General features: G+C 44.9%; 7 protein-coding genes and 3 rRNA genes. 4 read left to right on the top strand and 6 right to left on the bottom strand.

Going from position 1 to position 12,652, the window contains the following annotated elements:
• Positions 1-2 precede the first annotated feature (2 nt).
• The 6 genes from BSM4216_RS04060 to BSM4216_RS04030 all read right to left on the bottom strand — a co-directional run bounded on the left by BSM4216_RS04060 (position 3) and on the right by BSM4216_RS04030 (position 8,404).
• A complete protein-coding gene (locus BSM4216_RS04060; protein WP_048622827.1) occupies positions 3-872 on the bottom strand; it encodes a Cof-type HAD-IIB family hydrolase in 870 nt (289 codons plus the stop codon).
• A gap of 593 nt (positions 873-1,465) precedes the next feature.
• Positions 1,466-1,581: ribosomal RNA gene (rrf, locus tag BSM4216_RS04050) — 5S ribosomal RNA — on the bottom strand.
• Positions 1,582-1,657: 76 nt separating this feature from the next.
• Positions 1,658-4,590: ribosomal RNA gene (locus BSM4216_RS04045) — 23S ribosomal RNA — on the bottom strand.
• 260 nt (positions 4,591-4,850) lie between these two features.
• A 16S ribosomal RNA gene (locus BSM4216_RS04040) occupies positions 4,851-6,405 on the bottom strand.
• The 16S, 23S and 5S rRNA genes sit together here, the layout of an rRNA operon.
• 352 nt (positions 6,406-6,757) lie before the next feature.
• On the bottom strand, positions 6,758-7,108 hold the full coding sequence (locus BSM4216_RS04035; RefSeq protein ID WP_003353176.1) for a YlbF/YmcA family competence regulator: 351 nt from the start codon (positions 7,106-7,108) through the stop codon (positions 6,758-6,760).
• A 159-nt stretch (positions 7,109-7,267) separates the two neighbouring features.
• Positions 7,268-8,404: a DUF445 domain-containing protein gene (locus tag BSM4216_RS04030; protein WP_048622825.1), complete on the bottom strand. Its 1,137-nt coding sequence runs from the start codon at positions 8,402-8,404 to the stop codon at positions 7,268-7,270.
• Between the two features lie 132 nt (positions 8,405-8,536).
• On the opposite strand from BSM4216_RS04030, the gene BSM4216_RS04025 reads away from it, so the two are divergent.
• From BSM4216_RS04025 to BSM4216_RS04010, 4 genes are read left to right on the top strand one after another with little or no spacing between them, the layout of a single operon-like run.
• Positions 8,537-9,076: a hypothetical protein gene (locus BSM4216_RS04025; RefSeq protein ID WP_048622824.1), complete on the top strand. Its 540-nt coding sequence runs from the start codon at positions 8,537-8,539 to the stop codon at positions 9,074-9,076.
• A complete protein-coding gene (locus BSM4216_RS04020) occupies positions 8,977-9,882 on the top strand; it encodes a YheC/YheD family protein (RefSeq protein ID WP_082142246.1) in 906 nt (301 codons plus the stop codon). Before BSM4216_RS04025 ends, BSM4216_RS04020 begins: the two co-directional genes overlap by 100 nt.
• A gap of 56 nt (positions 9,883-9,938) precedes the next feature.
• Entirely contained in the window at positions 9,939-11,315 is a 1,377-nt protein-coding gene (locus tag BSM4216_RS04015; protein WP_048622822.1) for a YheC/YheD family endospore coat-associated protein, read from the top strand.
• Positions 11,299-12,486: a YheC/YheD family endospore coat-associated protein gene (locus BSM4216_RS04010; RefSeq protein ID WP_048622821.1), complete on the top strand. Its 1,188-nt coding sequence runs from the start codon at positions 11,299-11,301 to the stop codon at positions 12,484-12,486. The genes BSM4216_RS04015 and BSM4216_RS04010 overlap by 17 nt, the downstream gene beginning before the upstream one ends.
• The last annotated feature ends 166 nt before the right edge of the window (positions 12,487-12,652 follow it).

Raw genomic sequence — 12,652 nt, 5'->3', positions numbered from 1 at the left:
ACTTATTTTAAGTGATCCATTTTTTCTAAAAATCGGATCGGCCGCTGTCTCCTAAATAACTCTTTTACGACATAAGATACCCCATTTTCCTGATTGGATCTTGTCACCCAATCAGCAGCTTCTTTTACATGATCAGGAGCATTGCCCATGGCGACCCCAAGACCTGCATTGTGCAAGAGAGGCAAGTCGTCGATGCCGGACCCTATCATGACCACTTCTTTTAGCGAAACATTTATTCTTTCGCATAAGTACACCAGTCCTTGAAACTTTGATACCCCACTTGGGACAATATCGAAACGGTTTTGATCCGTGCGGATGACAGCCACTTCATCATACATGCCTTCTATTGCTTTTTTTGCATCTTCCAAATCTCTAGGATTCTGAAAAATGATTTCCATTTTGGGAGGAGAGACCGGCTCTTTTTCCAAATAGTCGCTTACAGACTCCACAAAGTATTGAGGGTATAGCATACGATTATTCGTGCGCTGCCAAACCGTTCTTCCAACTAGAGAATCGGGCAAATCCATTTTATTGCTGACAGAAAATTTTTCGTGTGATAAGCAAATACGACAATGAAAGGATTCTAAAAAACGGGTGAGTTCATACGTAATATCTTCTTGAATTCGTTTCAATAAGATTGGTTTATCGAGTTGCTTTGCTACAAAAGCTCCTTGATGAGCAATTAAACAGCTGTCTACTTTCAGCGATTTAGCGACTTTTTTTACGGAAGGATAATGTCTTCCCGATACTAAACAAATATAAATTCCTTTTTCTTGCGCATATTCAATTGCCTCTTTCGTCATCTTATTTAAACGGCCATTGTCCTGAAGTATTGTTCCATCTATGTTTACCGCCAGTAAACGATAGACCATCGATGTTCCCCCTTATTATCGAACCGTCTCTTTATACTTTTATGAAGGAACAAGCAGAATTAGAACTTTTTCCCGCTCGCTATGAATGAACAGACTGGCAGCCAAGGCAAAATGACCCAAGGGCACCGCCTTTTTGATGATCGCGAAATTCACTCGCTTTCCGCGGGCGATCCGCGAGCCTCCTCGCTCGTTCCTCGCTGCGGGGTCTCGCCTGGCTCGCTTTTCTCGCAGGAGTCTCGCCAATTTCGCGATCATCGCAGTAAAATGTAACTTAGACAAATGCAAAAAAATCACCTTTTCCATTTATGCGGATGAAAGAAGATCATATGAAAAACGGACTGCTGAAGCCGGTTACAATTGTTCAGATCGGGACAGAAAACCTATTCAATCTTGGATACTTCATTCATCAAAGCTAATCGGTCGTTCCGAGATTTTGCATGGGCTGACCAAAGTGAACATCGAATATGGGGCTGGCTGCCATCTCCCATAACTTTCTGAAACAAGCGTAAAAGAACCGCTTGCTTTAGAAAGAAGGTCCCAAAATAGAGAAAACCCGACGAGATAAAATATTTTTTCTCGTCGGGTTATTGTTTGCCTGGCAGCGTCCTACTCTCGCAAGGGGAAACCCCTCACTACCATCGGCGCTGAAGAGCTTAACTTCCGTGTTCGGGATGGGAACGGGTGTGACCTCTTCGCCATCGCCACCAGACGGTATGTAGTTGTCGGAACGATTGTTCCTTCAAAACTAGATAGAAGAAGCAGTTTCACCGATTTCGCGCTTTCTTTTGGTTAAGTCCTCGATCGATTAGTATCCGTCAGCTCCACGTGTCACCACGCTTCCACCTCGGACCTATCTACCTGATCATCTTTCAGGGATCTTACTTTCCGAAGAAATGGGAAATCTCATCTTGAGGGGGGCTTCATGCTTAGATGCTTTCAGCACTTATCCCTTCCGCACATAGCTACCCAGCGATGCCTCTGGCGAGACAACTGGTACACCAGCGGTGCGTCCATCCCGGTCCTCTCGTACTAAGGACAGCTCCTCTCAAATTTCCTGCGCCCGCGACGGATAGGGACCGAACTGTCTCACGACGTTCTGAACCCAGCTCGCGTACCGCTTTAATGGGCGAACAGCCCAACCCTTGGGACCGACTACAGCCCCAGGATGCGATGAGCCGACATCGAGGTGCCAAACCTCCCCGTCGATGTGGACTCTTGGGGGAGATAAGCCTGTTATCCCCGGGGTAGCTTTTATCCGTTGAGCGATGGCCCTTCCATACGGAACCACCGGATCACTAAGCCCGACTTTCGTCCCTGCTCGACTTGTAGGTCTCGCAGTCAAGCTCCCTTCTGCCTTTGCACTCTGCGAATGATTTCCAACCATTCTGAGGGAACCTTTGGGCGCCTCCGTTACCTTTTAGGAGGCGACCGCCCCAGTCAAACTGCCCACCTGACACTGTCTCCCACCCCGATCAGGGGTGCGGGTTAGAATTTCAGTACAGCCAGGGTAGTATCCCACCGGCGCCTCCACCGAAGCTGGCGCTCCGGTTTCCAAGGCTCCTACCTATCCTGTACAAGCTGTACCAAAATTCAATATCAGGCTGCAGTAAAGCTCCACGGGGTCTTTCCGTCCTGTCGCGGGTAACCTGCATCTTCACAGGTACTATAATTTCACCGAGTCTCTCGTTGAGACAGTGCCCAGATCGTTACGCCTTTCGTGCGGGTCAGAACTTACCTGACAAGGAATTTCGCTACCTTAGGACCGTTATAGTTACGGCCGCCGTTTACTGGGGCTTCGGTTCGCACCTTCAAGCAAAGCTTTAAGCGCTCCCCTTAACCTTCCAGCACCGGGCAGGCGTCAGCCCCTATACTTCGCCTTACGGCTTCGCAGAGACCTGTGTTTTTGCTAAACAGTCGCCTGGGCCTATTCACTGCGGCTTCTCGGGGCTATGCACCCCAAAAAGCACCCCTTCTCCCGAAGTTACGGGGTCATTTTGCCGAGTTCCTTAACGAGAGTTCTCTCGCACACCTTAGGATTCTCTCCTCGCCTACCTGTGTCGGTTTGCGGTACGGGCACCTTTTTCCTCGCTAGAGGCTTTTCTTGGCAGTGTGGAATCAGGAACTTCGGTACTATATTTCCCTCGCCGTCACAGCTTGAGGTTAGTGGCAACGGGATTTGCCTCGCTGCCCCTCTTACTGCTTGGACGCACATCCAGCAGTGCGCTTACCCTATCCTCCTGCGTCCCCCCATCGCTCAAACGGAAAAGAGGTGGTACAGGAATATCAACCTGTTGTCCATCGCCTACGCCTGTCGGCCTCGGCTTAGGTCCCGACTAACCCTGAGAGGACGAGCCTTCCTCAGGAAACCTTAGGCATTCGGTGGAAGGGATTCTCACCCTTCTTTCGCTACTCATACCGGCATTCTCACTTCTAAGCGCTCCACCAGTCCTTCCGGTCTGGCTTCTCTGCCCTTAGAACGCTCTCCTACCGCGGACACCCGAAGGTGTCCACCCGCAGCTTCGGTGATACGTTTAGCCCCGGTACATTTTCGGCGCAGAATCACTCGACCAGTGAGCTATTACGCACTCTTTAAATGGTGGCTGCTTCTAAGCCAACATCCTGGTTGTCTAAGCAATTCCACATCCTTTTCCACTTAACGTATACTTTGGGACCTTAGCTGGCGGTCTGGGCTGTTTCCCTTTTGACCACGGATCTTATCACTCGCAGTCTGACTCCCAAGGATAAGTCGCTGGCATTCGGAGTTTGTCTGAATTCGGTAACCCGATGAGGGCCCCTAGTCCAAACAGTGCTCTACCTCCAAGACTCTTTCCTTGAGGCTAGCCCTAAAGCTATTTCGGAGAGAACCAGCTATCTCCAAGTTCGATTGGAATTTCACCCCTACCCACACCTCATCCCCGCACTTTTCAACGTGCGTGGGTTCGGGCCTCCAGTAAGTGTTACCTCACCTTCACCCTGGACATGGGTAGATCACCTGGTTTCGGGTCTGCGACCCCATACTCATGCGCCCTGTTCAGACTCGCTTTCGCTGCGGCTCCGTCTTTCCGACTTAACCTCGCATGAGATCGCAACTCGCCGGTTCATTCTACAAAAGGCACGCCATCACCCGTAAACGGGCTCTGACTACTTGTAGGCACACGGTTTCAGGTTCTCTTTCACTCCCCTCCCGGGGTGCTTTTCACCTTTCCCTCACGGTACTGGTTCACTATCGGTCACTAGGGAGTATTTAGCCTTGGGAGATGGTCCTCCCAGCTTCCGACGGGATTCCTCGTGTCCCGCCGTACTCAGGATCCACCAGGGAGGGAACGAAGTTTCGACTACAGGGTTGTTACCTTCTCTGACGGGCCTTTCCAGACCTCTTCGTCTACCTCGTTCCTTTGTGACTCCACCATTGGTGTCCTACAACCCCAGAAGGCAAGCCTTCTGGTTTGGGCTGTTCCCGTTTCGCTCGCCGCTACTCAGGGAATCGCTGTTGCTTTCTCTTCCTCCGGGTACTTAGATGTTTCAGTTCCCCGGGTTGCCTTCCTTACCCTATGGATTCAGGCAAGGATGCTGCCCCATTACGGGCAGCGGGTTTCCCCATTCGGAAATCTCCGGATCAACGCTTACGTACAGCTCCCCGGAGCTTTTCGGAGTTAGTCCCGTCCTTCATCGGCTCCTAGTGCCAAGGCATCCACCGTGCGCCCTTTCTAACTTAACCATGTTGGTTTTATCCTAGATGGCGATACTCGGTTTATGCTGCTTCTTTTTTCTATCTAGTTTTCAAGGAACAACTTGGAAGGATGAAATCCTTCAAAACTGAACAAAACGAAAGCGTACAATTGATATCTGTCCAGCTCCGGCTCCTAGGTGCTCGAGGTCACAATCCATCTTGCTGCGGTGGTTGAAATACTACCTCCTCGCAAGCTGTCTTGTGCTTGTCGCACCTGAACAGTCGCCTCTGCTTTTCTTCTTCCTTAGAAAGGAGGTGATCCAGCCGCACCTTCCGATACGGCTACCTTGTTACGACTTCACCCCAATCATCTGCCCCACCTTCGGCGGCTGGCTCCCGTAAGGGTTACCTCACCGACTTCGGGTGTTGCAAACTCTCGTGGTGTGACGGGCGGTGTGTACAAGGCCCGGGAACGTATTCACCGCGGCATGCTGATCCGCGATTACTAGCGATTCCGGCTTCATGCAGGCGAGTTGCAGCCTGCAATCCGAACTGAGAATGGTTTTTTGGGATTAGCTCCACCTCGCGGTTTCGCGACCCTTTGTACCATCCATTGTAGCACGTGTGTAGCCCAGGTCATAAGGGGCATGATGATTTGACGTCATCCCCACCTTCCTCCGGTTTGTCACCGGCAGTCACCTTAGAGTGCCCAACTGAATGCTGGCAACTAAGGTCAAGGGTTGCGCTCGTTGCGGGACTTAACCCAACATCTCACGACACGAGCTGACGACAACCATGCACCACCTGTCACTCCGTCCCCCGAAGGGGAACCCTCTATCTCTAGAGGTAGCGAAGGATGTCAAGACCTGGTAAGGTTCTTCGCGTTGCTTCGAATTAAACCACATGCTCCACCGCTTGTGCGGGCCCCCGTCAATTCCTTTGAGTTTCAGCCTTGCGGCCGTACTCCCCAGGCGGAGTGCTTAATGCGTTAGCTGCAGCACTAAAGGGTGGAAGCCCTCTAACACTTAGCACTCATCGTTTACGGCGTGGACTACCAGGGTATCTAATCCTGTTCGCTCCCCACGCTTTCGCGCCTCAGCGTCAGTTACAGACCAGAGAGCCGCCTTCGCCACTGGTGTTCCTCCACATCTCTACGCATTTCACCGCTACACGTGGAATTCCGCTCTCCTCTTCTGCACTCAAGTCTCCCAGTTTCCAATGACCCTCCACGGTTGAGCCGTGGGCTTTCACATCAGACTTAAGAGACCGCCTGCGCGCGCTTTACGCCCAATAATTCCGGACAACGCTTGCCACCTACGTATTACCGCGGCTGCTGGCACGTAGTTAGCCGTGGCTTTCTGGTCAGGTACCGTCAAGGTACCGCCCTGTTCGAACGGTACTTGTTCTTCCCTGACAACAGAGCTTTACGATCCGAAGACCTTCTTCGCTCACGCGGCGTTGCTCCGTCAGACTTTCGTCCATTGCGGAAGATTCCCTACTGCTGCCTCCCGTAGGAGTCTGGGCCGTGTCTCAGTCCCAGTGTGGCCGATCACCCTCTCAGGTCGGCTACGCATCGTCGCCTTGGTGAGCCGTTACCTCACCAACTAGCTAATGCGCCGCGGGCCCATCTGCAAGCGGCAGCTTGCGCCGCCTTTCAACCTTCCTTCATGCGAAGGAAGATATTATCCGGTATTAGCCCCGGTTTCCCGGAGTTATCCCCGTCTTGCAGGCAGGTTGCCCACGTGTTACTCACCCGTCCGCCGCTAACTTTCAAAAAGCAAGCTTCTTGAAAGTCCGCTCGACTTGCATGTATTAGGCACGCCGCCAGCGTTCGTCCTGAGCCAGGATCAAACTCTCCAAAAAGAAATTTGACTTGGCTTGTTTCGATTGAAACATTGGTTTACGCTTCGTTTTGTTCAGTTTTCAAGGATCATCGCATCGTATCTTTCATAGTATGGCAATCATTGTTCAATCGCTAATTTCTATTGAACTTTCACTTACTATCGAAGTGACATATAGAATAATAGCACCTATATTATAATAAGTCAATAATTTTTTTTACTTTTTTTCATTGAAACTACATGAAGACAATGACAATCCCATAAGGTTTCTCTTTTTGATTTGCCATATAAAAAGAACAAATCACAATAGTGGAGGATAAAAAATCCCCCCACTATCGGTATTTCTATGCGAAAACCATCAGCCGCTCTTTTCTTTATCCATTGAACGGTCCGTATAATTCGTCGAGCGGTTTCATTATAATTTTGTTCAGTTCATTGATAACCGTACTCATCCGCTGTTCTGCGTCCATTAATTGTGCAATTTTTCCGTTCTGCTGAACAAGAGCTGCCGCTTTTTGTGCTTGAATCACTTCTTCTTCCGAAATGTTTTGCCCCATCATTTGTTTTTCCTGCAAACGCATTTGAATATTGCGGAAGTTCTCAAATAAATTTCTTGCTGATTCATCATTATTCACTGCATAAAATAATTTTTTTAAATTCACGTATTCATCGCTTTGACGCAAAGCTTTTTCCAAGCCTCGAGCATTCTCATAAAGATTTTCCATGCAGGACCCTCCTCCTGTTTGGCTATGCCATCCACCCGTAAATGGGACAACAACATTGCCATCAGCCGTTTTTTCTATATTTTCTTTCACTAAAACTGCCACTCAACTATAGCAAATTATGAACTAGAAAGCGAGAATGTTCCTGACAACTTTGATTTCTTATGGAAACAGCAACGTCACAAACCCTTGCAGCAAGCCGATGACTCCTCCCAGCAATGCACCTAAATAGGTAATAGCCTTTAATTCTTTATTAGCTATTTCAATCACCATTTTTTCAATACGCTCGAGAGAAAAAGACTCTACCTCTTCACGGACAATATCCGCGATCCGTAATTTTTCTACAATGGTTTGGATACGATTCGAAAAAAATGGGGCTGCTTTTTCAACTAGCCGTGGGATATATTGCTTTAAAATTTCTTCTTCATAAGAATTCAGCAGATCAGAGAGTGTTTTTTGAAAAAATGTTTCCGTATTTAATTGACGAACGATAAATTCCGTTCCTTTCTCTACCGTGTTCTTATCCAGCCATTCCGACAAAATACGCTCCCATTTCCATTCCAACATTTTTTCGAACTCAGCCCTTATGATAGAAAGAAGTATTTCATTCGTCCCTGGATTGCGTAAAAATTTCATCATTTCAGGCAGTATTTTATCGACAATCGAGGAATTGCCCAAAAGCATTTGAAGCATACTTCCCATCATGCCTCGTTCCGCCAAAAAGTCATCCAGCATTTTTTTCACTCTTTGTTTACCTTCCGAACTTGAAAAGTAGTTCATTGCATGTTGTAAAATATAGGCACTCACATCCGGAAGTTTTTCTTCCAACTTTCGAATCGTTTCAGGCGAAAGGACATCTTTAATAATCTGGCTTGAATAAGAATTCCCCACTTCCACAATCGTTTTTTCCATTTTCTTTTTCAGATATCTTTCCAATCGCTTTTCCGGATCTTGTACCCCGGCCAATTCCATCCATTCTTTGATCGTTTTTTCCGAAGTGAACAATCGTTTTGCTTCTTGTTGAACAAGCGAGGTCATATCTTGAAGAAATTGCGGATCTTGAAATTTCTTTTGAATGCTTTGCGGCGTAACTAAATGATCGGATACCATTTTCCCAAGCTGAAAAGCAATTTCTTTTCGCCGTTTCGGAATCAATCCGGGTGTAAAGGGAATATGCCATTTCCCGATATACAGACTGCGATGGGGGCGAAACAGCATTAAAATGGCAATGGCGTTCGTAATTCCGCCAATAACGGCTCCAATTATGACCATAAATAATACAAGTAAAGAACCTGACATTTCGTATCTCCTTCCCGAGTTTTCGACATATGAACCTTTTACGCTCTTCCTTCATACGATGAAAACATCAGCAATTGCCCATTGCTTCATTATAAAATTTCACACGGAAAAAGTGCAAACGGGGAATCGCTCATGTTTTTCGACTTACATGTAAAAATAGAACAATGGCAAGATGAAAAATCCGTCCAAATTTCGTTTTTTCCAACTGAAGCGTTAAACATAAACCCATTGAAATTATGTGTAGGCCATTGGAAGTTCGATCTTAAAAAACAGGATGCGGAACGGACCAATGAGAGTTGGTTTCAAATGAAAAACGACGGTAAAAGAAATTTATTCTTTTTAGAGCGAAAATGGCAAGGCTACTATGCGGCGGATTCGGCCACGCTTTTTTTAGGTCCGGTGATTGCCATCTTAACGGAAATAAAAGGCTCAAAAGGAAACATACAATTTCCTTCTATTGAAGAGTTTTGCAAAGAAGTGGATCAAATATTCCGAAAAAAAGGCGGCTTTATGTATGTTGCCAACTTGAACGACTTTTATAAGAAAACAGGCTATTATCGAGAAGAACATGAATGGAAAAAAGAAACCCTTCCGATTCCGGATGTCATCTACAACGGATACACTCGCGAAAAAAAGAATCTTCTCGTGCGTTTCGAAACGTTAAGAGAGTAGTAAAGAAGCACTGCATTTGCTTTTTTAACGAATCATTTTTGGATAAGTGGAAAGTTTTTGAGTTTCTTCAAGAGAGTGACGATATCCGTCCTTATCTACCAGAAACAAAACTTTTAACGAAAGATTCTCTTTTGCAAATGCTGGCAAATTCACCGGTTTATATAAAACCGATCGCAGGAAGCCAAGGTAAAGACATTATTTATGCTGAACAAAAAGATGGAAAAATGTTCATCCGATCAACCGGAGAAATGCTTGATATGGATGAAACCATAGAAATCCAACCTTTTCTAACAAAACTATTCCACTCGTTAGACCCCTCTTCGTTTCTCATTCAAAAAAAAATTGACCTTCTTACGCCACAAGATTGTTTGCTGGATTTTCGATTGCTTTGCCATTGGCAAGGCGATCATGGCTGGAAAGTAACATCCATTGTCGCTCGAACCGGGAAAAACAAAGCAATTGTTTCCAATATTTCTCAAGGAGGGCATTTGGAAAAACCAAAAACCATCTTAAAGAAATTTTTCCCGACCGATTTTTTTCATATATATCAAACGATGATACAACTTGCTGTAAAGGTGGCACAAGCTGTACATCAGCGTTCAGATGGAAACTTTTTCGAATTGGGAGTAGATATCGGAATCGATCAAAAGGGGAAAATTTGGCTCATTGAGGTGAATTCAAAACCGTCCAAAAAAGAAGCCATTCATACGAACACTTTTCGCCCGTCCGCAATGGCTATTTTTTACATTGCAGGAAAAAAGTGGAGAAAAAGAATGGAATTTGATGAACAGAACCGTGATGAATGAAATGACTGAAGCAAACTTTCGTTCGTTATACGAAAAATTCTTCATGAGGTGGTCTAATGAAAAAATTCTATCGTCTCGAAATCGTAGAAGATGAGAAAGAATTTATTTATCTCCCAAAAGATTTGCAAAAACCTCCGTCTGAAAAAATCAGAATTTGTTTTGGTACGAAAGTAGAAGAAAATTTGTCCAACATCCATATGAACAGACGGAATATCCTATCCATTAGTTCTGCTCTTGCAGAAAAACTGTTGGTCCCATCTCAAGCAAAATCGTGTCACTTATTTATATCCGGAGATACGTATATCATTGGTCCTTTAATCGGCATTTTTTCATCTGGATTCACCCCTTTCCCTCTTCGGCCAATAGGCAAGAGAACAGAGTTTTTTGCAAAACTGCTCTCCTTGCAAGACTCCTTGGGTGTGATTACGTATGTTTTCGGGGAACAGCAAATCGACTGGGACAGCGGGATCATTTCCGGCTATTACTTTTCGGAAAATAAATGGAAGATCAACCAATTTCCCTTTCCAAACGTCATCTATGACCGGCTGCCGAACCGTAGAAGCGAAAAAAATCCTTCTTACCGAAAAGCCAAGAAAAAACTGCAAAAGGATTATTTAATTCCTTGGTATAACCCGGGGTTCTTCAATAAACACGAAATTTTTGAATATTTGAAACAAAATAAGGATGCCAATCCATATCTGCCGGAAACAGAAGTTTTCACATCCATAGACCAATTAAAAGCCATGCTAAATCGTTGGAAAAATATTTATTTGAAGCCAATGAACGGCAGTTCAGGAAAAGGGATCTACCAATTTATACAGGATAAGGACCAAGTTTATTACTGCCGCTTTCATGACCAAAAAGGCAACCATTTGCTAAAAGTCAAGAATTTGCATGAATTTGTTTCTTCTCGTTTTTCGAAACGGACTTTCCCGCAAATGCTTTTACAGCAAGGAATTTCTCTTTTACGCCATGACAATAGACCGCTTGATTTTCGCGTCCACACCAATAAAGATTTGGACGGACAATGGAAAGTGACCGCAATGGCCGCCAAAGTAGCCGGAAAAGGAAGCGTGACAACCCATTTAAAAAACGGCGGAGAAGTAAAAAGCTTAGAAGAAATTTTTCCGGAACCAGCTTTATTGGAAACTTACCAGTCAAAATTAGAACAGGCCGCCCTAACGCTTTCTCAAGCGGTGGACACTCAAATAGACGGAATCGTAGCCGAAATCGGATTCGACTTTGGAATTGATCGAGAAGGACGAGTATGGTTTTTTGAAGCCAATTCCAAACCTGGAAGATCCATTTTTATTCATCCAGATTTAAAAAAATTCGAGCAATTAACTCGCAAAATGTCTTTACTGTTTAGTGTTTACTTGATGGAAAAATCCATTTTGGATGAAGAGGAGCTTTCCTATGAACATTTATTATGATGCCGATCATCAAAAATGGTGCCACAATAATTCCGATCACACCTTTTTTATTTTTGGTTCCGACGAGTTGCATCCTCTTAAAAATGGCCATAAAACGGAAAAAGAGTTTACCGTTACTCCAAAAAAAGGAAAAATCGGGCCATTGGTTGGAATTTTAACCGGTTGTGCAGCGGACGACTCTTATTATGGAAACATTCCGCTTTTTAAAAACATACAAATGGCACTGCAGGCAAAAGGGGGGCTTTCTTATATTTTTTGCCTTGACGGAATTAACGACGATTTTATCGACGGCTCCATTTATCACATAGAATCAGAAACTTGGCTCGATGCCAGGTTCCCCTTTCCCGATTTAGTCTACAATCGAATGCCGAGCAGAGCAAAAGAAAAAAGTCGCTCCTTTCAAAATTTCGTTCGCATTCTGGGAAATAAAGGCATTCCTTTTTTTAATCCTTCTTATCTTAATAAATGGGAAGTATACCAGGCCTTTAAGAAAGATAAATTTTTATCCGACTATTTACCAGAAACCCGTCCCTTTCAAAATTTGGACTCGTTTCATTCCTTTTTGTCAGAAAAAAAACGGTTGTACGCAAAACATCGATCCCTTTCTCAAGGAAATGGAATTGATTTGTTAATATTTGAGGAAAACGGAGCCGTCACTTGCCAAAATGTACATCAAAAACGTCAATATCCTTCCATTGAATCGTGCTATGCTGACAGAAAAGAGGAATGGACAGGACAATATATTCTTCAAGAAGCGGTGGAAACAGAAAAAATAAATGGAAATAAATACGATTTTCGCGTTCTTGTTCACTATCAAAACAAAAACTACATCGTTACTGGTATCGGAGTCAGAGTATCAACCAAACAGCAGATTACCACACATACGACAAACGGCGGAAAACGAATACCCTTTCAACATCTTGCCTCCCCGGCATTGGAAAAACAAATTTCAGATCTGGCCAACGCCTGCGGCCATCAACTTTCTAAAGAGTTTGATTTTTTCGGGGAATTCTCAATGGATATCGGCAAGAAAAAGACAGGAGAATTAGTATTATTTGAAGTCAATGCAAAGCCAATGAGTTTTGACGAAATTGAAATTGAAAAGAAACGATTAGAACATTTAACGCAATTATTTTTCGAAAAAACAAATTTTGAAGGCACAAAAGGATGATTGGAGTTTTCCCCTCAATAAAAAAAACGCTTTTCCCATTTATTAACGCACTTTATCTGTCGAAAAGTGCCTTATTTCTGTTTTCTGCGCATCTATAGATCACTACAGCCAACAGCTGATCAATCGCGAAACAATACCGAAAAAACAGGTTTTGTCCAGCCAAAAA

The organism is Bacillus smithii (assembly GCF_001050115.1).
GTDB classification, from domain to species: domain Bacteria; phylum Bacillota; class Bacilli; order Bacillales; family DSM-4216; genus Bacillus_O; species Bacillus_O smithii.
The sequence above is the reverse complement of the archived record's forward strand: the minus strand, read 5'-3'. Positions and strand labels throughout refer to the sequence as shown.